General features: G+C 45.3%; 18 protein-coding genes. 4 read left to right on the top strand and 14 right to left on the bottom strand.

Annotated features, from left to right (window positions below):
* Positions 1 to 68 precede the first annotated feature (68 nt).
* Positions 69 to 872, top strand: a complete 804-nt coding sequence (locus RH45_RS09135) for an alpha/beta fold hydrolase (RefSeq protein WP_008076377.1) — start codon at positions 69 to 71, stop codon at positions 870 to 872.
* 1 nt (position 873) lies between these two features.
* Here RH45_RS09135 and metA read toward each other — a convergent pair whose 3' ends face one another.
* Positions 874 to 1815 (bottom strand): homoserine O-acetyltransferase MetA, encoded by a 942-nt coding sequence (gene metA, locus RH45_RS09130; RefSeq protein ID WP_008076376.1) that lies wholly within the window; start codon positions 1813 to 1815, stop codon positions 874 to 876.
* A 129-nt stretch (positions 1816 to 1944) separates the two neighbouring features.
* Here metA and RH45_RS09125 point away from each other — a divergent pair, with 129 nt between their 5' ends.
* Together RH45_RS09125 and RH45_RS09120 are read left to right on the top strand one after the other, a co-directional pair.
* Positions 1945 to 2340: an ATP-binding protein gene (locus RH45_RS09125; RefSeq protein WP_039958449.1), complete on the top strand. Its 396-nt coding sequence runs from the start codon at positions 1945 to 1947 to the stop codon at positions 2338 to 2340.
* On the top strand, positions 2316 to 2753 hold the full coding sequence (locus RH45_RS09120; RefSeq protein WP_008076374.1) for a DUF3859 domain-containing protein: 438 nt from the start codon (positions 2316 to 2318) through the stop codon (positions 2751 to 2753). The genes RH45_RS09125 and RH45_RS09120 overlap by 25 nt, the downstream gene beginning before the upstream one ends.
* Before the next feature lie 72 nt (positions 2754 to 2825).
* Here the strand turns inward: RH45_RS09120 and RH45_RS09115 are convergent, their stop codons facing one another.
* The 10 genes from RH45_RS09115 to RH45_RS09070 form a co-directional block, all read right to left on the bottom strand.
* Positions 2826 to 3452 (bottom strand): MarC family protein, encoded by a 627-nt coding sequence (locus tag RH45_RS09115; protein WP_039958448.1) that lies wholly within the window; start codon positions 3450 to 3452, stop codon positions 2826 to 2828.
* A 69-nt stretch (positions 3453 to 3521) separates the two neighbouring features.
* The gene (locus tag RH45_RS09110) at positions 3522 to 5018 is read right to left on the bottom strand and encodes an EAL domain-containing protein (RefSeq protein ID WP_008076370.1); all 1497 of its coding nucleotides are present in this window, start codon (positions 5016 to 5018) and stop codon (positions 3522 to 3524) included.
* A gap of 157 nt (positions 5019 to 5175) precedes the next feature.
* Positions 5176 to 6300, bottom strand: coding sequence for an ABC transporter permease (locus tag RH45_RS09105; protein WP_008076367.1), 1125 nt, complete (start codon positions 6298 to 6300; stop codon positions 5176 to 5178).
* The gene (locus RH45_RS09100; protein ID WP_008076366.1) at positions 6297 to 7466 is read right to left on the bottom strand and encodes an ABC transporter permease; all 1170 of its coding nucleotides are present in this window, start codon (positions 7464 to 7466) and stop codon (positions 6297 to 6299) included. The genes RH45_RS09105 and RH45_RS09100 overlap by 4 nt, the downstream gene beginning before the upstream one ends.
* A gap of 8 nt (positions 7467 to 7474) precedes the next feature.
* Positions 7475 to 8452, bottom strand: coding sequence for an HlyD family secretion protein (locus tag RH45_RS09095; RefSeq protein ID WP_008076364.1), 978 nt, complete (start codon positions 8450 to 8452; stop codon positions 7475 to 7477).
* A 9-nt stretch (positions 8453 to 8461) separates the two neighbouring features.
* Positions 8462 to 9874 carry a TolC family protein gene (locus tag RH45_RS09090; RefSeq protein ID WP_008076355.1) on the bottom strand — a complete coding sequence of 471 codons (1413 nt, stop codon included), beginning with the start codon at positions 9872 to 9874 and terminating at the stop codon, positions 8462 to 8464.
* A 176-nt stretch (positions 9875 to 10050) separates the two neighbouring features.
* A complete protein-coding gene (locus RH45_RS09085) occupies positions 10051 to 10569 on the bottom strand; it encodes a GNAT family N-acetyltransferase (protein WP_008076353.1) in 519 nt (172 codons plus the stop codon).
* A 152-nt stretch (positions 10570 to 10721) separates the two neighbouring features.
* Entirely contained in the window at positions 10722 to 12248 is a 1527-nt protein-coding gene (locus tag RH45_RS09080) for a tripartite tricarboxylate transporter permease (RefSeq protein WP_008076352.1), read from the bottom strand.
* A 17-nt stretch (positions 12249 to 12265) separates the two neighbouring features.
* Entirely contained in the window at positions 12266 to 12784 is a 519-nt protein-coding gene (locus RH45_RS09075; protein ID WP_008076350.1) for a tripartite tricarboxylate transporter TctB family protein, read from the bottom strand.
* 193 nt (positions 12785 to 12977) lie between these two features.
* Complete coding sequence (locus RH45_RS09070) at positions 12978 to 13949, bottom strand: tripartite tricarboxylate transporter substrate binding protein (RefSeq protein ID WP_008076348.1); 972 nt, start codon at positions 13947 to 13949, stop codon at positions 12978 to 12980.
* A gap of 361 nt (positions 13950 to 14310) precedes the next feature.
* Between RH45_RS09070 and RH45_RS09065 the strand changes: the two genes are divergently transcribed.
* A complete protein-coding gene (locus RH45_RS09065) occupies positions 14311 to 17445 on the top strand; it encodes an HD domain-containing phosphohydrolase (protein ID WP_008076345.1) in 3135 nt (1044 codons plus the stop codon).
* On the opposite strand, the gene RH45_RS09060 is transcribed toward RH45_RS09065, so the two are convergent.
* From RH45_RS09060 to icmH, 3 genes are read right to left on the bottom strand one after another with little or no spacing between them, the layout of a single operon-like run.
* Positions 17411 to 18136, bottom strand: a complete 726-nt coding sequence (locus RH45_RS09060; RefSeq protein ID WP_008076342.1) for a protein kinase domain-containing protein — start codon at positions 18134 to 18136, stop codon at positions 17411 to 17413. The two genes, RH45_RS09065 and RH45_RS09060, sit on opposite strands and share 35 nt — an antisense overlap.
* 15 nt (positions 18137 to 18151) lie before the next feature.
* Complete coding sequence (gene tssM / locus RH45_RS09055) at positions 18152 to 21532, bottom strand: type VI secretion system membrane subunit TssM (RefSeq protein WP_008076340.1); 3381 nt, start codon at positions 21530 to 21532, stop codon at positions 18152 to 18154.
* The gene (icmH, locus tag RH45_RS09050; protein ID WP_008076338.1) at positions 21532 to 22734 is read right to left on the bottom strand and encodes a type IVB secretion system protein IcmH/DotU; all 1203 of its coding nucleotides are present in this window, start codon (positions 22732 to 22734) and stop codon (positions 21532 to 21534) included. Before icmH ends, tssM begins: the two co-directional genes overlap by 1 nt.
* Positions 22735 to 22738: the final 4 nt, after the last annotated feature.

The following is a 22738-nucleotide window of genomic DNA, read 5'->3' as shown; positions in this document are numbered from 1 at the left end:
TTATTAGCCAGTCGCAAGAACTATGCGACTGATTTTGCAGAAAGCAGTGTAAGGAAATGAGGCATCAAGTGAGAAAGAAAACGGCAGTGTTAACCACAATCGCCAGCGTTTTTATCGGCTTAGTTATCAAACCGTCGAATGCTGACTCTCTGGGCTATGACGTCAAGCGAACAGAAAAGGGGATGGCTTATGTATCTGTTGGTAATCGTAACGCCAACGTAAGAGTCCTATTTATTCATGGCTCTCCGGGCAGCCACACCGCTTACAAACACTACTTAGCGGATCCGTTGCTACAAGAGCAAGCAGAGTTGATTTCTGTAGATCGTCTTGGGTACGGTCAATCTTCCCTGAATCTTGTATCGAGTATTGAACAACAAGCCGCTGCCATTGGCGAGCTCGTCGATAAAGAAAAAGCGAACATTTTAGTAGGGCATTCTCTGGGGGGGCCAATAGCGCTTGCACTCGCATTACAGCAGCCAAACTTGATTGATGGCTTGGTGCTCGTTGCCCCCGCATTTGACCCTCAACTCGAAAAGCCCAAATGGTATAACCTGATTGCTGATTCATTGCTGGTTAATTGGGCGTTAACCCATGATTGGAAAACGTCTAATGGTGAAATGATGCCGTTAGCGCAGGAGTTGACGTTGCTAAGTGGTAAAGATTGGTCTCGGTTAGAGAATATACCCATTACCATTATTCATGGTTCCGAGGATACCATTGCCGATCCAGGTAACTCTGAGTTTGCGATGAAACGGCTTAATGGCGAGCGGCATCAGTTAATTGAAGTTGAAAAAGAAGGGCATTTCATTCTTTGGCAAAATGCCCCTTTGATTGTGCAGCAGATTCAGCAACTACTGAATCAAACGCGGTGAGTTAGTCGTCTTTGGTGAAGTTTGCCTCACTAAACTTATCCAAGTCATAAGGGGTTTGTTGGTAAACGCAGTAGTTTAACCAGTTGGCAAACAGCAGATGGCCATGGCTACGCCAACTTGCGATTGGTTTGTTGTCTGGGTTGTTGTTCGGGTAGTAGTTCACCGGAATTGCAGGCTCCATTCCTTCACCCAAATCGCGTACGTATTCGTTATGCAGGGTAAACGAATCATATTCTGGGTGACCCGTCACAAACACATTCCGTTTATCTTTGGTTGCAGCGAGATAAACGCCAGCCACGTCAGAAGTTGCGAGAATATCGAGATCAGTATGCTGCTCAAGATACTCGGCAGAGAAGTCGGCATAGCGAGAATGTGGTGCTAAGAAGCTGTCATCGAAACCGCGCAGTATTGGATGATACGGATGGTGTATTTGATGATGATAAACACCAGAGAGTTTTTCTTTACGGGTCCGCTTAGGTAGATCATAAAGCAATTTCAGTCCAGCTTGAGCGGCCCAACAAACGTAGAGTGTTGAGGTCACATGCTGTTTTGCCCATGTCATGATGGTTTGAAGGTGCTCCCAATAGATGACATCTTCAAATTGGACTAAACCTAATGGCGCTCCTGTGATGATCAACCCATCAAAGTTACGCTCTTTGACCATTTCGAATTGGCGATAGAAGTTATCCAAATGTTCCGTAGGCGTATTCTTACTCGGGCGATTGTCGATGCGTAGCAGCTCGATATCAACCTGCAGTGGGCTGTTTGACAATAGTCGAAGGAACTGAGTTTCCGTCTCAATTTTCTTAGGCATCAGGTTAAGGATCAAAACCTTGAGCGGACGTATTTCCTGAGTAGAGGCACGAGACTCAGGCATGATGAAGATATTTTCCTGGCGCAATACGTCTGTTGCAGGTAATTGATCGGGGATCTTAATCGGCACAGCTTACTCCCTAAGCAAATGTATGGACGTCTATACATCCAAACTTAACCTAATCAGAATGAGATGTCGATAGCCTTTTCGATTCAATTTATATTACACTTCGCCTTTATTATGGTGATATCGAACCGAATGACATTAACCCTTACTTTGATTCGTGGGCTGCCAGGCTCTGGAAAATCGACCCTAGCCAAAACCTTACCTGCTAATCACTTTGAAGCGGACATGTACTTTATACAAGTGGATGGTCAATACGAATACCAAGCAGATAAGATTGCCAAGGCGCACCAGTGGTGTCAAAAGCAGACCTATTCCAGTCTTAAGAAGGGCCAAAGTGCTGTGGTTGCGAACACGTTTGTTCGACGTTGGGAAATGATGCCTTACGTGAAAATGGCAAAACGTTTTGGGGCAAGGCTAAAGGTGATTGAGTGTACTGGTGAGTATGACAATATCCACGGTGTTGATGAATCGACAATCCTAGCAATGAAAAAGCGGTGGCAGACATGGCAAAGCGTTCCCCAGTTGTAGAAATGACCTCTTATGGCATATACAGGGAGTGGGATTCCAAATCTAAACATCTTCCTAAGATTCAGCAGTTCACCACTAAGGTTCCTGCTGATGAAGAAATTGAATTTGGCTTTATTGTTAATATCAAAAAAGCCAAAGGTGAAGTGATCGAATTCTTTATTGATCACCCCGGCGTGCTTGGCAAGAAAGGGCAGGTCCTCGAGCCCTTTACCGGAGATCTCCATGTTGGTAGCAACGATTGGGACTTCTACCTTGGCGATACCATTCAACTACTTGATCCAGTTAATGGCTATGAGTCCAACATTGGTAAGTGGCGAATGTCGATTATTCTGAACAATAAAGTCATCGCCGAGAAAACCTTTGAAGTTTTTGCTCGTGATGAAGGGGAGTTTTGGAAACAGCGTGGCTTTTAACCCTTGTTCACAATTTTTCACTCATGTTCACTAATGCAAGAAGCGCCTCGATTGAGGCGCTTTTGTTGGTTATTACGGTTGGAATAATTGGTATGCGTCATGGATGCCTTGAATAAACATCTGCATACCGATCACTGTGAGGATCAGCCCCATCAAGCGTGTGACGATACTGATACCACTCTCTCCAAGCTTATCGACTAACTTAGGGCCAAATAGGAAACAGACAAAAGTGATCAAACAAAGTAGAGCGAACGCGATAATGGTCACTCCAATATTAAGCACGCCACCCGATGCAGAGTAGTTCATCGCCGTGGCAATGGTTCCAGGGCCTGCCAAGATAGGTAGCGCTAGTGGAGAAATGGCCACGTCTTTGTTTTCTTCTTGTTCATCAGATTGGCTATGTAGCTTAGATGAACTGCCTTGCAGCATATGATAACCGACCAAAAAGACCAAAATACCGCCGGACAAGCGCAGGGCAGGTAAGGTTATGCCAAACACTTCAAATATGCCTTTCCCAAGCAAACAAAACGCCGCAACGATGAAAAATGCGGTTATCAGCGCTTTGGTAGCGGTGGCTTTGCGTTGAGCCGGCGTTTGATTGCCTGTCATACCGACGAATACAGCGGTATTGGCTACGGGGTTCATCATCGCGAAGAAGCCCATAAAAACGGTGACGGCAGTGGTGGTTACATCATGCATGAGTTCGCTGTCCATAAATTCCATTGAGCAAGATAAGTGACCCAGCTTAGCACGATTTATAAATCGCCCCTAGAGCCAGGTCGTTTCAATTTCCTTAAGACTTAATGGCTTAGCGAAGTAGTAACCCTGAAGTTTGTGCACACCCATGTTCGCCAAATATTGCGCTTGATGTTCTTCTTCAACACCTTCAGCCACCATTTGGACGTTCAAGCGGTGACCAAGTTCGATAATCGTGTTTAACACTGCCGAGTTGACGGTTTCAACTCCGATCGTGTCGACAAAGCATTTGTCGATCTTCAGGTAATCAAACTCCGTCTGTTGGATGACTGATAGGGCTGTGTGTCCGGTGCCAAAGTCATCGATGGATATTCTCATGCCGTGTTCGCGTAGGCGGTGAAGCGCCTCTCGACCTTTATCATCAAGCATCTGACGCTCAGTGATCTCGGTTGTGAGGACAATACCAATTTGACTAAACAACTGACCGTAGTGGATGAGCGCCAGTAGGTTTTTCTCTTCATGTAGATAGGAAGGGGGGACGTTAACACCCAAGGATAAATTGTAGTCGGTACGACCGTTATTCAAGTCTTGGTAGGCCCTTTTTAACACGAAATCGGTAATGTCGTTAATGAGATGTTCACGTTCAGCTAGCGAGATAAAAATATCAGGACGCACCAAACCCATACTTGGGTGCTGCCAGCGTATTAACGCCTCAAATCCGCGTAAATCATATTCATCACTGCCGACGAGAGGTTGGTAGACGAGAAACAACTCCTCACGTTTTAGTCCTTGTTTTAAATCTTGTGCTAAGTCATCGCGCTTTTTGAGTCGATTCATGACGAGGTACAATAGGACGGAAATGAGAAGTGAAATAGGTAGCGCCGTCATAAACCCAAAAACAAAGCGGCGGGTAATGAAATCACTGTCCGCTTCGACTAATAGCGAAAAATCAAAATGTTTAGACTTGATGATGTCGTGAATCGTAGAGGAATGAAATTCGCGATCAGCCGGATAGGTTTTTCCGTTGAGCTGAGCCGTAACTTTGTCGACATTAGTATCTTCAATGTCGAGCAAGCGACCTATTAAATAAGTCGGGTCAACGACACCAAATACGCCATTGCTGCCATCACCGGGCAGAGCGCTGGCGACCACTATGGTTCTTTGTTCTTCGTCTTGGTCAATGTCATATAGGTGAAGGCCGGACATTATTTTTTGACCACCGAGTATGTTTTCAATGTTTACATTAAGATCGCCACGTTTCGATGAACAAACAGCAACGCTGTCTCTAACAATGATTAGCTCTCTTAAATTATTGGCAAATAGCAGTTTTTCACCAATGGCTTCACAACTGTTAAGGTAGTTCATCGCCAAAGTGGTATCTATTTCTATTTCTGTTACTACGTCTTCGATACGGTCAACATAATTTTTGCCAGTGTGTTTCAACACATCGTGTATTCCTGCTAATGAAAGATAAAAGGCGGCAGGTAATACGATGAATAAAGGGACAAATAAATAGGCAATAAGCGATTTAGTTTCGACAGAAAGTTCAAAACGTTGCGATGAATTCATAGAGCGTTATTTCATTGTTATTGGTTTAATAAAGCGTAGCTTAAATTATCTACTAGGTACTATGCGCTTAAAACATGAAAAGCTTTAAAATTGATGCTTTTAACCAAATCTTGACCTAGATACAAAAATGACCAGCACTTGGCTGGTCATCCATCGATTAATGGGACTTGCGCAGTGCCCACCAAGCGACCAAGCTCCATAATATCGCTTGTAGCCAAAGCTGGGTGTAATTTGGCAGGGCATCAACCCAGCTCCCTCCCATTTGATTAAGGGTGAGAAAGCCTTGGATACCAACAGTGCTTGGAAACAGTTGAGCTAGCCAAACTATCGGGGCTGGTATCATTTCGACTGGCCAAATAAATCCCGCGCTAAACACCAGTGGCATTGAGCTGATAAGCACCGTTAGAGTAACTAACTCTCTTCTGGGCGTAATGGCTCCGAGTAAAATGCCGATGGAACAAGAGCCAACAAGAAAGGGCAGCAGCATGGTCAGGAGATCACTGGCATGCGCCAGCTGACTGATACCATGGAGGCTAAAACTTGCGCCAAAGTAGTACATGCTCAGTAAATAATAGATACCCACCAGCACCATTGTCCTTACCATCATTAGCTGGCTGGTGGACACTTTACTCCAGTAGCCTCGACCCTGTTTTTGGCTGCCTACCATTAAGCCTGATGCCATTGCCAACGTTTGCTGTAAGATCAACACAAACACGGCGGGTACCACGTAGTCTATGTACCCCATACGAGGGTTGAAGGTGGGCTTGAGATTTAGTTTTGTGGCTGCGTATTGCTCGGATGCTAACGAGAGTGGTTTGCCATCGATAAGCAATTTCGCCACCTTAGTTTGAGCAGCCAAGGTTCCTCCCGCCTGAGCCAGTCCTTCAACAATGGTGCCATAAACTAAAAAATAGGACGCATCACCTGCGTAAGAGAGTGTCGGGCTTTTGCCTAGCATTAAGTCTTTATAGAAGTGTTCTGGAATGACTAAAATGCCGCTGATGTCACCACGTAAAAACGCTTGGTGGGCGTCTTCCAATGTGTAATCACGTTGGACAACCTGTACTTGGGGTGTGGCATCGACCATACGTTCGAGTTGATAGCTGGTTTGACTTTTATCCAGATTGACGACACTGATCTGCTGCTCTCTCGGCGTCTGCTGGCTATAGGGCAGTGGATAGAGAAAGGAGTAAAATACAACGCCGCCAAAGACGGTGAGAACCACAACAGGGTTGGTCAACAACGCATGGAGTTCGGCTTTAATGAGCTGGAAGATATTCACAGTGGCTCCTTGCTTATTGGTGCGCTGTGTTGAATTTCGGCGGTGACGTGTTTTCGTATCAATATCAGGCTCAACAGAAATGGAATGGCATAGCCGAACATCGGCACTAAATGAACCATCGACTCGAGCCAGTTCTGTCCATAACTGACTTGGCTTACTTGGACTTCAATGTAATGGCTGATAGGCAGCAGGCTGCGCCAAAACTGAGCGAAAGAGTTCATGTCTGACACTGGAAATGTAATGCCCATAAAAGCAAAACTTGGAGCGGTGAATGCGCCAGAAAAACTCATGGCTCTTGCTGGATCCAAAGTTAAGAAGAAAAACAGGCAACCCATCGCCATACAAGAGAGCAGGGTGAACCACTGCGCAATAACGAGTGCTAGCATGCTTCCGTTCATTGGCCACTCAAACCCAAGATAGAACCAGCACAGATATGCCAAGCCTTGTAATGCAAACACAAACGAGTAGGGCAAGAGTGTATTAATCAAGGTTTTGAAAGGTGAATGCTCAAGCCACCCTCGCAATCCACGGTCTCTGTGATTGGCCGCTAAGATAAGAATCGTTGTGACGACAACAATGATCTGCCACAGCGCCGGAACGATAGCGGAAACCAAAAACTGCGCGTAGTTGGAGTTTTTATTGAACAGTGGGGTAATTTGGCTGCGAATTGGTACAGCCTGCCCCATTGCAGAAAGCAAAGCCGTGTCACCATGCAGGAGTTGTGACCCAACGCTTAGTTGGGCATTAAACATCCCTTGAGCTTGCAGGAACGCGGAATTAAGCAGCTTACCCACCAAGATCATTTGGCTGTTGTAAAACACGCTGACTTGGGGGGCGAGTTGCTTGTATATGTTCTGCTCGAAATCCGAAGGAATGATTGCATACGCGTAGATTTCACGGTGAATCAATGCTGTTTTAGCTTGTGCAACGTCTTGATAGGAATGATTAACCTTAATTGCGGAGGTTGCATCATAATAGCGGACCAGTTTTTGAGACAGCGCACTATTGGATAAATCCACTATTCCCACAGGCAAATCTCGTGCGATTCCGGCAGAAAAGATTGCCCAAATCAGCAGCGCTAACAGTATTGGAATCCAAGTCAAGCTCGACAGTAACCACTTATCGCGTCGAACTATTGATAGCTGAGGTACAGTTGACATACTCATATCAAATACTATTGAATTTCAACAACCAAACTCATGCCCATGCGCAATTCTTGGCTAGCTTGCGTAGGTCGAGCCTCTACCTCAAATGTTCTTAGGTCGAACCCTTGTGTCGCGTCGGTAGAACGCCAAGTCGCAAAATCTCCCATCGCAGCGATATGCGACACCTTAAACTCGATGCTTTTATCAAGTGCTGGTACGAAAGCGTTGAAGGTTTCCCCTTTCTTAAAGTGCATGAGTCGATCTTCGCGCACATTAAGTACCGCCCATGAGTCTTGATTATCGATAACAGTGACAACGGGAAATCCTTGAGGTGCAAGTTCGCCACTTTGCAATAGTACTTGAGAAACCTCGCCATCAAACCAGCTCTCTATCGATGTGTCTTGTGCGTACGCTTCCACCTCTGCAACAGCCCCCGCAGCCATGCGTGCTTTTTCAGCCGCGGCGACTTTAGTTTCACTACGAGCACCTTCTTTGGCCATTTGATACATCTGGAAAGCGGCACTTTCCGTGTATTTCGCAGCGTCCCACTGCGTTTTGGCTTCATCTCTTTTTTGCTCGGCCACAACACCGTCGCTAAACAGGTTGTTTACGCGTAGGTAAGTTTTCTCCATCAAAGCCGCCGCTGCTTTGGCTTTGAGCCACTGATCTTTTGCCGCTTGTATTTGCTGACTACGAGCCCCTTTTTCCGCTTCGAGAGCTAATGCACCTGCTGCTTTTTCACCCGCTTTGGCTTGCTCTAATTTGGCTGCAATTTCTGGGCTATGCAGGGTAAAGATAAGGTCACCTTTTTCAATTTGGTCACCTTTGCGAACCAATACTTGATCGATACGCCCCGGCACTTTGGAAGAGATACTGTATTGCTGCGACTCGATTTGTCCCTGCAATTTAAGTGGCTTAGGCTGATACGCTTGGTAAAAACTGTAGCCAACCCAAGATGCGAGGGCAATCGCCGTTGCGGTGATGACAATTGGTTTTGCTTGTTTCATCTTGGATCCTTACATGTCCGATATCTTGATGGCGTTATGTTGGTACTGGCTAAAGGCGTTCATCTCATCGGAGAGCGCGAGAAGCTTAGACAGTGAAATTAGGTAATTGAAGCTGGCGGCTGATTTTTGCGTTTGCACACTGGCGAGATAGAGTTGTGCATCGACTACATCGGTTGACGTCGATAGACCCTGCGAAAATGCTTTTTCTCTAAGCTTGAGGTTTTCCTGAGCGAGTTGAACGCTGGAAGCCAAGCCTTGTACCTCTTCTTGAGCTTGTTGGGCTTCGAGATACGTTTTTTGCACCAGCACCGCGAGATCCTGCCTTGCTTGAGCTTTTAGATATTTAACTTGGGAAACGGCACTGTGCGCCGCTTTTACTTGATCACTTCGACCACTTGATTCAATCAAAGGGATATTTACACCGACGCCGACTAGCCAATCTGGTTTCATCTGGCTGGCAAGTGAATCATCTTCGTAGAGGCTGTAGTCACCGTATAAGTAGACTTCTGGGTAGTACTTACCTTGCTCTGCTTTGATTAGGCTGTCAGCCTGTTTTTGTTTCGCGTCGAGTAAATCTAACCCTGGATAGGTATCTAACGTGCGGTCAATGAAAGCATCAAGCGGTGGAAGGCTTTGATTGATGAACAGGTGATCTGCCGGTTCAACAGGGGATTGTTGGTTAAGAATCTGAGTGAGAGCCGCTTGGGTAATGTCGAGCGTTTTTTGCGCTTTTTTGCGTTCAATAACCGCTTGATCCAATGCCGATTCGGCTTGCAGTCTTTCTACTCGAGCTATCTGGCCTTGCTGTTCTAGTTTTAAGGCATTGTCTCGGTGTTTGGTTAAGCCTTGTTCTACAAGCTTACGCGTTTGGACAACATCTTGTGCAAGCAGGACAGAGAAATAGTACTTGCTGAGATCTTCGAAGCGCGCTTGAGTTTCCATCGCAAGCTCACTTTGTGCCTGCTCTTTTTTTCCTTCCGCTGCAGACTGAGCTGCATTGATTCGACCACCCGTAAAGATTGGCCAAATTGCCCGGATAGAGGAGCTAAAAATATCGCGCTCTGTAATGGTAGAGGTAACGCCCCCGAGACCTGCAATCAAATTGTTAAGCCCCGGGATCGGAAATCCACTTAAATCGGGAAGCGAGCCACCGGTACTTTCAAACAATTGCTCGCCCGATACGGTTACGTCGGTATCAAGCCGTGTGTAATTCGCACCTAGGGTAATCGAGGGGAGGTTTAGGTTGTCGGTGGCGTTTTGCAAATGCTCGTAGCGTTCTACATTAGAACGTTGGGCTGCGAGTGAGTTGTTTTCTTGTTGGAGGACTTGCCAAGCTTGATCAAAGCTTATAGCGGCAGCACTGCTGTATGTTGGCGTTAGGCTCATACAACCAATCAGAAATGCTAACGGACGCATCGACATAGTAAATTGTACTCTGAGTGTTAAATACTAGAGTTTATACTCTAAATTAATGTAGAGCAATCACTGCACAGAGCCGTTACGCCGATCCACTTTGGAACAATTGGTTGAATGAATTCGCAGGTAAACAATAAGTTGGGGCAGCAACAGGGCGCTGCGCCCAAAACAAGAGTGTTCATTTAGCCGAGTGAATGCGTTTCAAGCGCCTTGGCTGGTGTGTAGCGTAAGCCAAGCATTTTACATCCGTCTTCGTAGTAACGATCTGTTACCACCTTAAAACCAAATTTTCCGTAGTACTCCTTAAGGTGCTCTTGGGCAGAGATGAAAATGGTCTCTTGTGGAAATAGTCGTGTTGTCGCGTCGAAAGAGACTTGCATTAACTCAAAACCGACCTGTTTGCCACGGTAGTCTTTGTCTACGATGACTCGCCCAATGCAAACGTCATTCGCGTTGCCTTCAATAAGAGGTAACACTTCGACCGGGTAACCAAGCTTCTGCGGCATAATTCGACTGTAAGCAACCAATTTATCGCCATCAAACCCCATTACATGGTAAGTCTCTGGATGTGTATCTTTGCCATCTAAATCGCTGTAAGGCTCGTTAAATTCAACAATAAAAATCTCCACTCGTTGGCGCAAAAACGCATAGAGCTCATGGACAGTTAATTGATCGAACTTTTTGATTCTCCACTCAAGCATTGTCTTCTCCTTTCTTTATAGCGGGATAATAAATGGCATTGATGGATGGCTCATTAACAATTGTTAATATCGATTTGAATGCGTGTAACGCAAAGGTCAGGGGGACAAAAAAGCCAGTTAGTGAGCTAACTGGCTTTTGGTTGGATGAGTAATTATTGCTCTGCTTTTATAGGTGCTGCCTTAAGTTTTTGAAACAGTCTTACGAGGAGCGGGCTACTGAGCACTAATACAGCCAGAACCGTAAAGGTCATAGTGATAGGGCGCTCCCATAGGAAGCTCAACTCACCGTCGCTGATCATCAATGCTCTGCGTAAGTTTTCTTCCATCAAACCACCTAGGATAAAGCCAAGTAATAGCGGTGCAAGTGGGAAGTTAGCGAGTCTCAGTGCGATGGCTGCCATGGCAATCAACAGCATAATGAAGACATCCATGGTGTTAAATGACACCAAATACACACCTGTGATAGAGAAGAACAAAATCATAGGCAAAAGTACGGTTCTCGGCACCGCCAGTAGCTTCGAAATGTACGGAATCAAAGGCAAGTTTAGAATCACCAACACAATGTTACCGAAGTACATGGAAATAATAACAGACCAGAACACATCAGGGTGCTCAACAAACAGACGTGGACCCGGTTGGATACCGTAAGCGATCAGTGCACCCAACATAATTGCTGTGGTTCCTGAGCCAGGGATACCGAGTGTCAGTAGTGGAACGAACGAGCCGCTAGACGCCGCGTTGTTTGCAGATTCTGGTGCAACTAAGCCACGGATACTGCCTTTACCAAACTGGTCTTTTTTCTCTTTAGGGGCAAGATTTCGCTCTAAGCCGTAGCTCAAGAAAGCCGCAATGGTTGCGCCTGCACCGGGTAAAACGCCAGTGAAGAAGCCAAGAATCGAAGAGCGGATCGACACAGGAGCGACGTCTTTAATCTCTTCTTTAGTGACTTTCATGCTACCAATGTTACTCAGCTTACTCTGCTCTTCATCGCGTGTATCTTGAGAAGGCTTTAAAATACCCATTAAGGTTTCGCCCAGTGCGAAGGTTGCCATTGCAAGTAGTAGGAAACTAAAGCCATCCATCAGATCGGTTAAACCAAATGTAAATCGCTCTACGCCAACCCCTTTGTCAATACCAACTGTTGACAGCATTAAACCTAAAATCGTCATCATCCAAGCTTTAATGACCTGACCTTTACCAGCGAATGCTGCAACCGCTGATAAGCCGAGAAGCATGAGCGCGAAGTAATCTGATGATTGGAAGCTAAGTGACACACTGGCTAACGCTGGGGCAGCGACAAGCAGCATGATTGCCGATAAGGTACCGCCTGTGAATGATGAGTATGCCGCTAAGGCGAGGGCTTTACCTGCTTGACCTTTTTGTGCCATTGGGTAGCCATCAAAGGCGGTAACGACGGTAGACGAACAGCCCGGAGCATTAATCAAAATAGAAGATGTTGAGCCGCCAAAGACCGCGCCATAGTAAACACCCGCCATCAAGATCAGCCCCGATGAAGGGTCTAGACCGTAAGTGATTGGGATCATCAATGCGATCGCAGAAATGGGGCCAAGACCGGGTAGCATGCCGATAAAAGTACCGACAAAACAGCCAACAATCACCATCATGATGTTCATTGGCATAACAGCGGTCGAGAGACCTTGTAAGATTCCATCTAACATAACAATGTCCTTCTATGTTACGACCACATGGTGAAAATGATGCCCGGTTCAAGATAGATATCGAGTCCCTGGGTAAGGAGTAAGTAAAAGGCGATGACAAATGGGAAAGAAGCGCCAAGCAATATCTTTTTGTTTCTCTCGCCTAGCAAATAAAAGCCCGCGAGTAAGAAAAAACCTGTTGCGAGGACAAAACCGACGTAAGTGAGACCAACGCCATACAACGCCATCAAGATCAGAAAGCTAATAAGTAGCTTCCAATTAAAATCCATAACCGCGCCACTTTGTTTGTCTGGTTGACCTGTTACCAGAAGCAGTAACGATAGGCCAATACCTGCGAATGTCAGCAAGGTTGGCAGGGTTCGCGCAGTGAACGGTTCGTATTCATCACCAGGAAATAGGGGAATGAGTGTTGTTTGGTAGCCGTAGCATAGGCAAACGAGGAGAAAAATCATCGCACCAACACGATCACGGCAAAGCAGGTTCTCTTTAGTAAAGAAAGATCCTTTATGGAAAGAATTCGTTGGCAAGTCCGACATATCCAACTCCATTAGCGTATTAGGAAGAAAAAGGCCGTACATAAGAGTTAATGAGCATGTTTCACTAACGAACTAAGCGCCTTCGCTGCTAGTCAAAGAGGCTTAACTGTTTACAACTATAAACAAGGAGATTGAAAGTTTGCTTATGTACGGCGAAATGGGTAAGGGCAACCCAAGGGTTACCCTTTAGAGGTTATTTTAGGAAACCTAGCTCGCGCATAAGGTCGCCCATCTGCTTCTCTTGGTCTTCAAGGAAAGCATAAAAGTTCTTGTCCGCTTTATAGTTGTCAATCCAACCGTTGCGGTCACGTACTACTTGCCATTCGTCAGTGTTGTACATCTTGCTCAGAGCACTGTTCCACTCATCGATTTTCGCTTGAGGTGTACCAGGTGCCGCGAAGAAACCACGCCAGTTAGCGAAAACAGTGTCGTTACCATATTCAGTTAAGGTTGGAATATTTGGTGCTGCATCTAGACGTTTTGGAGCGGTAACCGCCAGTACCTTAACTTGGCCTGATTTAGACATTTCAAGTACTTCGCCTAACCCCGTAGAAAGCAGTTGAGTCTCACCTGAAAGAAGCGCTGCCATCGCCTTACCACCTGCATCGTAGGCGATGTAGCGAACTTTCTTCGCATCAAAGCCTTCACCTTTGAATGCAGCCGCAACGACTAAGTGATCCATACTACCGCGTGCTGAGCCGCCAGCAATTTTGACTTTACGTGGGTTAGATTCAAATTCCTTCACCACATCTTCCCAGCTGTTGTACTTAGAGTCTGCGGAGGCAACGATTGCGCCATAGTCTGCGATGGTTGCCGCAACTGGGGTAAGATCGCGGAATGATTGAGGGAAGATACCCGTAAGAGAGCGGACAACAATTGGCGTCGAATTGACCATCAAGGTGTCTTCTTGACGTTCAGCGGTCTCAATCAAGTGAGCAATCGCTTTACCACCGCCGCCACCTGATAGGTTTTGGAATGAGACGTTATCGACGATATCGGCTTTGACGAGTACGTCACCAGTACCACGGGCTGTCATATCCCAACCGCCACCTGCGCCACCTGGGATCAGAAAGTGGATTTTGTCGAGATCTGCTGCCAAAGCGTTAAATGAAAAAGACGCAGCGATGATCGAAGCCGCTAGGGTTGGTTTAAGTACCTTAAACATGATTCACGTTCCTTATGTGACGTGTGCCTTTATCATAAGCACACTTATCGTTATCAGTAATCTAATCGCAAGGGAGGGATGCCTGCGAAGAGATAACGATAAGGTTAATGGAGTGTTAAAACTCTGTCTGCAATGCGTTGATAAAAACAATATTGGTCATTTAGAAGGTTTTGGTCATAAAGTTCACGAATGATTTATAAAATTACAGAACGTTGTGTTGAAATGTTTTTTGCGATATAGATTAGTGACCTAGCACGTAAAGTTGAAACATTAAGAGATGGTTTGCATATAAAGAACTAATCAATGACTACACTGATTGTGCTAGTGAATCCAGTCTTGCTTTAAAAGCAAATTAAAAGCCATGGAGGGCTTGCAGTTGGTTGGCTTAACTCATAAAAAACAAAAGTTTTCTATTCGTTTTACCGTGGGCAGCTTATTTGTGGTTGCGACGGTGATTACTTCGCTATTTGCCATTGGATTGCAATATGTTTTCACCAAGCAAATGTCTGAGGAACACGTTGTCAGTAAATTGATGATGGCGACAACGGACGTAAGCGAATATATACAAGAAGTGGATGTCAATGCGAAAAGTAGTGCGCGTATTCTCAGTAGCTTATCCAACACTTTGGATCATCAATTCAGCGAGCAAGAAATACAAACCTTGTTGGTCCAAGTTCTGCTAGACAACCCTCTTTTTTATAGCATTTACTTTGGCAGTGATGATGAATATTTCTACCAGATTATAAACTTAGAGTCTTCCCCAATTGTACGTCAACGGATTGAAGCGACGGCGCAAGACCGCTGGGTTCTAATAAAAATATCAGGCAACGAGCAAAATCGAGTGCGTCAAACTGTCTACATGACGGCTGATTTTCAAATAACGAACAGTAAAGTCGAATCCAGTAACTATTTTCCTACTCGTCGCCCTTGGTTTTCAGGTGCTAAATCTCAAGACGTATTTAAGACCGAACCCTACCTGTTTAAACACTTAAAAATCACCGGACAAACTTACTCCATCCGAGCCAAAAATGCAGTGATTGGTATCGATATTGTGTTGTCTTCGATCAGTTCGAAACTGACACCGAAAGCATTAGGTTTACCTGACAACAAGGGTGTTGAAGCGTATGTGTTTCACAAGTCGGGTGAAGTCATTGCCTCGAATATCCCTATGAAGATTGCTAACGATAATGTGTTCTCTTCGACAATGGCGTTAACCCAGCAAGAGCAAAATCTGGTATCGAGCAAACCTCCGCTGCTTGTCTCTAACCAGCTTGACTGGAGACCTTATGACTATAGTCGCGCTGGGGAGCCTCAGGGATATTCGGTCGATCTGGTCAAGTTACTTTCAGAGAAAACCGGGTTGGAGTTTGAATTTATCAATGGATTTGAAAGTGCCACGCTGGTAGAAAAACTGCGTAACAACAAGCTCGATATTGGCCACTCATTAACCGCCCTAAATAAAGAGCCGAATTCTTTGTTGTTGTTTAAAGAACCCCTTGCCGCAGCGGGATTGAAACGTAAGTTGCCCGCGTTAAATGAACGCGTGTATGGCGTTCTAGCAGGGCATGATTTTTCTCCATATATCTATAAGTTACAACCAGAAGCGAAAATAAAGGTATTCAACGATTTCAATGAAGCTCAGCAGGCGCTGTTTGATGAGAGCATCAACGTGTTAATCGATACGCAGCGTACTTTGAGTCAGTTATCAGAACGGTCGCAATTGGAGCTGTTTCCATACGATTTGTTCACTGATACGGAGATCCCTTTCTACCTTGTGCTGAGTAAATCGCATACAAATTTATACCCACTGCTCAACAAGGCGTTGGAAAACGTGTCGGACGCTGAATATCAACGCTTAGATAATACTTGGTTCCAACAGATCCATGATAATCGTGTCCCTTATTTGGAGCTGTATGAACTTAGCCACTCTCAAGCGTTGCAAAATACCATTCAACGTCGTGAAATTGAGGGAAAAACCGCGTTTCTGTATGTGAGCCCACTGAATGGTCATGATTCAGGTCAAGTGGAGTATCTTGCGGTTTTAGTTCCTGAGGCGGTGGTCATGGATCAAGTGTATCAGCGCTTATATACCACGGTAGGGGGAACGATCTTCATTATGTGCTTATTGCTGCCGATAGCTTGGATATTTGGTTCTCCAATCGTCAATCCGGTTCGTCAGCTTACGGAGCAAACTCGTAAGATAAAGCGACGTGAGTTCGAGAGCGTGGAGTTAGTCGACTCGAATATCAAAGAAGTTTGGCATCTCTCTAAGTCCATTCAAGAAATGGCCAAAGAAATTAAACGTCGTGAACAGCAGCAGCAGGAGTTTGTTGAGGCGTTCATCAAGCTCATTGCGCAAGCGATTGATGACAAGTCTCCATACACCGCTGGGCACTGTAACCGAGTTCCTGAACTCGGGATGATGCTGGCGAGAGCTGCAGAAAAGTCCAATCAAGGTAAGTTTAAAGCATTCAGTTTCGCTGACGACAAGGAGCGCCGTGAATTTCGTATTGCGGCTTGGCTCCATGATTGCGGCAAAATCACCACACCAGAGCACATCGTTGATAAGGGGACCAAGTTAGAAGCCAATTACAATCGTATTCATGAGATAAGAATGCGTTTTGAAGTGTTGTGGCGCGATGCTGAAATTGTTTTCTTGCAAAGTCAGCTGTCTCAAACAAAAAGCAAACAGAAAGCACTGGCGACCTTGCATGAAACGAAACAGCAGCTGCAATCCGACTTCGAATTTATCGCTCAAGCCAATGTTGGTGGCGAGTTCATGAGTGATGACAAAGTAGCGCGAATTAAACAAATCGCTCAACAGACTTGGCAACGCCACTTTGACGATAGGTTAGGTTTGTCGCCATTTGAAGAGCTGAATAAGCCGCAACCAGAAAACGCCTTGCCGATTACGGAGTCTTTATTGTCGGATCGACCAGAGCATGTAATTAAACGTATTCGTCCTTTGGTATTTGATCCGAGTTTTGGGATCAACGTTGAAGTACCTGAGCATCAGTACAACTTGGGAGAGATCTACAACCTGTCGATCAGTCGCGGTACCTTAACCGCTGAGGATAGATTTAAGATTAACGAGCACATGATCAGTGGTATCAAAATGCTGGAGGCTCTGCCGTTCCCTGATGAGCTAAGCAAGGTACCAAGATATGCATCTACTCATCATGAAACACTCAAAGGAACAGGTTATCCGCGGAAGTTAAGTGCTGAAGACCTCTCTATTCCAGAAAGAATTTTGGTGATCGCTGATATATTTGAAGCGCTAACCGCCGCTGATAGACCTTATAAAAAAGCTAAGCCGGTTAGTGTCGCTATTGATATCCTGCATAAAATGGCTCTGGATGAGCATGTGGACATTGAACTGTTCAGGTTATTTTTGCAAAGCGGAGTCTATAAGGAGTATGCAGAGCAGTTTTTACCTGCTAGTCAAATAGATGAGGTTGATATTACGCGTTACTTTTCAGAGTCGAAAGTCGCTTAGTATGATTAAGATGACTTAAAACTAAATGTTGGTACCGAGCAGGAAGAGCGCTGAAATGCGGCGCTTTTTCACTGTTTGTATGATGTAACCCGTCTATGTTCGTTGACATTGATAAGCTTAGCGCCAAAGCATAATAATCATAACTTTTCTCCACCTTACCAACACGCTTTTCCATAAATGGTGACGTATAGCCACGGCTCCACGAGCTGGTTTCTAGTTGGCTGAACGGGCAATCTATGGGTAGTACTGAGCCAAAGTCCACCAAATAAAGTAGGTGGTTTGGGGTAACGAGAATATTATCGGGTTTTATATCGCCGTGAATATATCCGGTTGAGTGGCATTCTTGTAAGCAATGCTCAAGTTGTTTGAGCAACTTGAGTCTTTCTGAGTAAGGTGTTGCCGACAACGTTTCCCCTGCGACGTATTCGGTCATGATCCAACTGATGCCGTTGTGACAACCACTATCATGCAGTGTCGGCCAATGAGGAGAAGGGTAGTTGCTGAGAAAGAGACTTTCCTGGTTGAGCTGCATTTTGCCTATTCGGCTTTGCGCCAGTTTGACTACCACCAAACCATAATTGGCATTGTAAGCCTTAAACACCAGCTTACCGAGCTGTGTGACTTGAGATAGCCCTAGCGCTCTAAAACAAAAGGCAAACTCATGCGAGATGAGTTCGCCTTCGGCTTTCAATTTCCTCACCGTCATTTAGATGCTGGCCGGAAGCGTAAACGCAGAGAAGAAGTTAGGGACAAAAGGATTGTTTTGACCCTGAGTCTTAATATCTAGCTCTACTTGTTTGTCCTCATCGTAGGCAAATTTAACTTTAGTACTTTGCGATGTTGTAGAGACCACTCTCGGTTCAATCAGTCGGAACCATGCCCAGTTGCCACTGGCTTTATCATCCAGTGTCGAGCTGTCTAAAGAGGTCGCTTTGACGCTCAAAGTATCTTTATCGACATCGTTCGCTGCCCAAGTTTGTTTGCTCCAGAGCCTAGGGCCGTGTTGATAGGTAAAGATTGCTTTTTCAGCCAATATGGAAAACTCGGTCAAAGTTGAACTCATCTCCGCGGCTTTCAACTGAAATTGCACCGACAGGTTCTGAGGATCAAACAGAAACAGCGCGTTACGAATATCTTCCGCTTTAGCGATCATCTGCCATACTTCTGGGTCTAGTGCTAGACCTGTGTTTGGTAATAATCCTGGTAAGAATGGTGACCCATTGTCATCAGCAAAACGCTTGAGTTTAGACTGATAGAAACCATCCAAAATACCATTCGCTTTAAAGAAATTTGCTACATCGCTGGTCGACGCATCTAGGTCTGAAGACTTATTAAACGGGTAATATGCCGCGATAGTGTCTTGATATACCTGAAATACCACCGTTTGCCACTGACTGTTTAAGTGCTCATGAGCAAGTGACATGACCATTTCATTCGTTTGACCGCTAATGTTATTGATCAACTGTAATGAGATGCTTGGTTGTGAACCTTTCATAGAAGCGAGAGAAGCGACAGGGTTTGTCACTTTAAGCTCTGCTGTCAGTGCATCAAACGCCGCTTTTTGAGGGTCTTTAGCGGTGTAAAAGCTATCCAGCCAGGTCTCCAACGTAGTAAAACCTCCTAGTAGAGTATCTACAGGTTTGTTTCCTTGGTCGTCAACCGTGATCTGCTTATGGTAAGGACCAAAGGCTAAGTATATTTGTCGTGCGGTTTCTTTCTTATCTGTGTCTTGCTCTGGTGGTTGCTCTTGCGCATCTTCTTTAACAGGAGGTTGAATATCGACAGAAGTGTATTTACTCACCGTCGTATACAACTGCGCTAGGGGATTATTGGAAGCCGCGGTTAGTACCGCCAAACTGCTTTTCAGTGAGTCAGGGTTGTCCACTTGTTTAACGTCAATATGAGCAACAAAATCACGCCAATAGTTGATGTAATCGGTTTGATACATTTGCTTAAGGTCGCGACTGATTCGATACATCTCTAGCGCGCTAGGTGAGGCCCCTGCAACGCCTTCATAAGCGCTCAGAGCTTCGTTCAGCACTGGTGAGCCTACAGACAGATCAAGTTCATTGAATCCTGATGGCGTGTACAAGTAAGGAACTAAGTAGCCGGCGTAGTTAGGAGAGAAACTGAGCAATTGACTGAAATTCGATCCTAACTCTTGGCGTACATCAATACGTTTAGAGTAGGTTGCTGTTTGAAGAATGTGCTCATACAGCAGTGTTTCGACACCTGTTTGGTTGATCACTTTCTTCGCTAAACTTTCAAGGTCATAGTTCGGTTTTACTGGCACTAAGTCTTGGGCAAATACGTCATCCAGCAACACTTTTAGCTGGGCGAGCGATGTTGTGTCGGCTTCACCTTGGTCTTGCAGTGTGTTCATAAAGTAAGACTTCAGCTCTTCAATATTGGTTCGCTTGGCGTTAAACAACAAACGATAGTTATTGAGTAGTGACAGTGTTTTGGCTTGATCTTCTAGGTTGACGTAAACAAACAAGTCTTTTTCTAGCGTGTTTTCCATCGATGGAATCAGCACGCGTTCAAGCTCGGCAAAATAGGCGGCTTCGACTTCACTCCGGATGCTAGAGCTTGGCATGAACGATAATGTGTACCACGGATCAGGCTTGAGGTAGAGAGCGTAGATACGATTTAATGAATAAAGGTTAGGGATGTTGTCGCCCATGTTCTCTATATCATAGGGTGAAGCTGAGATGGCCTCTTTATAGCGTTCTAACATCGCATCAGCTTTAGTCTCACGAGCACTTTGGTAATCGAAATCTAGTTTGATCACTGCCAGTACAAATAGGAGTAGGCCAAAACACGCCAATGTATACGCACCTTGCCAGAAAAGTAGCATGTTTTCTTTTTTGCGGTTTACTCCAACCAAAGTGTTTTCGTTCAGCACCACGTGATTCATTAAATGCTGAGCGAATAGGGTTTGGCCAACAGGCAATTGCTGATGCTGCTGATAGCGTTCGTTACCGAGTGATTCGTTAACCACATTCGCTAACAAGTCTGTTTGCTCATCGTCTGAACCACTATGGGTAAAGTAGAAACCACGGAAGTTAAGCCCATTTGTCAGTTGATCGCCACGATACAGGCGCTGTAAGAATGACCACAAACTTTGCTTAAGCAAACCGAATTGATAGGGTGCCGCACAAATCGCATTGCGATACTCTTGATTGAGCTGAGAGGATAGAGCACTGCTCATATTGGCGATCAGCTGGCTGATAAGGTGATCGTACTCTTGATCGTACCAATCAGCGTCAATCCCGCCATTTTTTAATACTGGCGAGGTGGCACCAAACACTTCATTGCGCTTTGATTCATCAAATGCTGAGAAGAATTGACAGAAATCACTCACCTGTCCCATGTTGGTAATGACGTTATAAACAGGTAACTGTAGGCCAAAGCGATCGTTGAAGGTTTTTATGGTTGATTTAATCTCATCAGCGCGCTGCGCTAAGGCGTCGCGATTGCCGAGCAGAAGTTCAACTTCCGTGGTCAAAATCAACCCATTGACGGCCTGACGTGCTCGCCAACTGTTTAGGCAGTCACACAGCGTTTTGAGGTACTGAGGTTGTTGTTCTTCAGCCATGCTGATTGAGATCAGAATGGAATGGTCGCTCAGCCAAAACAGAACGGGGAACTCAATGTCGTTACCAAAATCGTCGACTTTATAGGCCTCATAACCCATCTGAGTAATGATGCTTTTATCTTTGCATGGATTGTCGCTGAGCAGTAGATAGATCGGTTGGTCATAGCGACTATTGAGACGCTTTTTGCGTTTTTGTACCGCAAGCATCTTCTTAAAGTGGAGGGCGAGTAGTTTACTGCGCTTATTGATCAGTAATCGCTGTTTGTCTTGCTGCTTACTGGGTTTTGTTTTACGGCTAGTAAACCAATAGGTGACCGCCGCTAATAGTATGGTTGCGCATACCGTAACTACGGCACCTAAAATCAAGTTTGCCGGGTACCCAAACAGCCAAGTGATAGAACCACCAAGGGCGAAAGTAAGCGTTGCCACAGATGTGACCCATAACCAGGCTCGTTTTTTTGGCTGGGCTTCAGGTTTAGCATCGCTCATTATGGTTGTGCCTCTTTGTTGTTCTTGTTATCACGTTCGGTATTTCTAACGATAATTGGGCTGAGTTTGTCTTTGTCGATGAACCAAGCTTTGATTTCTCTTGCTTGAACAGAAGATTCACTGCGGACAATGACACGGAAATAGGAATTAAAGGGATCGACTTGCACCACGTATTTTGATGGTGACAGTGTGTTGACAAATTTGATGGCATTTTGCTCGGTAGAGAAGGTGGCCAACTGCACTAACCAAGAAGACTGACTGGTCGCCAAGTTTGCAGGAGGTGTGGCATCAACCATTTCGACCATACTTGCCATTTGAGGTGGTGAGTCCAAATCAGACTCATCACTGATAAACACAATGTCATTCACCTCGCCTGAGAGAATATAACGCTGACTAAACTCAGGTAAGCTGAAGAAATCACGAGCCCTTTGTGGGTGTGTTTTGTTGTACCAAAAGTACGTAAGACCGATACTCGTAATAATCAGGCATAGGAAGAACATCGTTGTCACTAGGTAACGTTTACGACGTGTCGGCTTTCGCATTTCTGGCAGTTTTGTACGGGTATGACAATAAATGCCACTGCTTTGTCTGTATTGACTGATAATCTGCTCAAGTTGATGGGTGAACGCTTTAAGTTCATCGTTCCCGGACTCTCGGTACTGGCCTTTAAAACCTATGGTCAAAAATAGGTAAATGACTTCCAGTAGATCAATCAGTTTATGGGGTTGACGAACCGCCTTTTCTGCGACGGTAAAGAACAGTTCACCACCATTGCGCATGCCAAAAAGCTCACTGAGGAGCGTTTTATTTTCCCAACCGCGTTTTTCTCCCCATTCGCTGTAGATAATCAACTCGTCAAGAACAACGGCATAAAGAAAGCAAAGCTTGTCTATGACCGCAACCGGGTAGGTGAGCTCTGCTCCTTTCGATTTTATGTCATTGATTCCCTCAACTAACTGCTTACGCAAAGTGGCCAGATCTTCCGGTTCTGGCAGAGAGGAGACTTTCAATGTGATTGCCAATAACTCACTGCTGATGTTGAGCAATTGGTTTTCCGCTTTATCGAAATAATGGAGGAACTCTGTACGCCCTTGGCTAGAGTTGACCGCGGTCCACTTTGTACCCGTGAGACCTTCGTCTTTGGCAACAAAGTCGGACTGCTTTTTATCCCAAACTAGGGTCTCTTCGTCCAAATAGTCCATGGCG

This window comes from Vibrio sinaloensis DSM 21326 (assembly GCF_000189275.1).
Lineage (GTDB): Bacteria > Pseudomonadota > Gammaproteobacteria > Enterobacterales > Vibrionaceae > Vibrio > Vibrio sinaloensis.
Note: the sequence above shows the minus strand (reverse complement) of the source record. Positions and strands in the feature narration are given on the sequence as shown.

Coding starts and splice junctions, on each gene's coding strand:
- RH45_RS09115 (WP_039958448.1), bottom strand. CDS start 3,452: ATGCATGATGTAACCACCACTGCCGTCACCGTTTTTATGGGCTTCTTC.
- RH45_RS09095 (WP_008076364.1), bottom strand. CDS start 8,452: ATGAAACAAGCAAAACCAATTGTCATCACCGCAACGGCGATTGCCCTC.
- RH45_RS09065 (WP_008076345.1), top strand. CDS start 14,311: ATGGAGGGCTTGCAGTTGGTTGGCTTAACTCATAAAAAACAAAAGTTT.
- icmH (WP_008076338.1), bottom strand. CDS start 22,734: ATGGACTATTTGGACGAAGAGACCCTAGTTTGGGATAAAAAGCAGTCC.
- RH45_RS09125 (WP_039958449.1), top strand. CDS start 1,945: ATGACATTAACCCTTACTTTGATTCGTGGGCTGCCAGGCTCTGGAAAA.
- RH45_RS09085 (WP_008076353.1), bottom strand. CDS start 10,569: ATGCTTGAGTGGAGAATCAAAAAGTTCGATCAATTAACTGTCCATGAG.
- RH45_RS09110 (WP_008076370.1), bottom strand. CDS start 5,018: ATGAATTCATCGCAACGTTTTGAACTTTCTGTCGAAACTAAATCGCTT.
- tssM (WP_008076340.1), bottom strand. CDS start 21,532: ATGAGCGATGCTAAACCTGAAGCCCAGCCAAAAAAACGAGCCTGGTTA.
- RH45_RS09120 (WP_008076374.1), top strand. CDS start 2,316: ATGGCAAAGCGTTCCCCAGTTGTAGAAATGACCTCTTATGGCATATAC.
- RH45_RS09090 (WP_008076355.1), bottom strand. CDS start 9,874: ATGTCGATGCGTCCGTTAGCATTTCTGATTGGTTGTATGAGCCTAACG.
- RH45_RS09100 (WP_008076366.1), bottom strand. CDS start 7,466: ATGAGTATGTCAACTGTACCTCAGCTATCAATAGTTCGACGCGATAAG.
- RH45_RS09080 (WP_008076352.1), bottom strand. CDS start 12,248: ATGTTAGATGGAATCTTACAAGGTCTCTCGACCGCTGTTATGCCAATG.
- RH45_RS09075 (WP_008076350.1), bottom strand. CDS start 12,784: ATGTCGGACTTGCCAACGAATTCTTTCCATAAAGGATCTTTCTTTACT.
- RH45_RS09070 (WP_008076348.1), bottom strand. CDS start 13,949: ATGTTTAAGGTACTTAAACCAACCCTAGCGGCTTCGATCATCGCTGCG.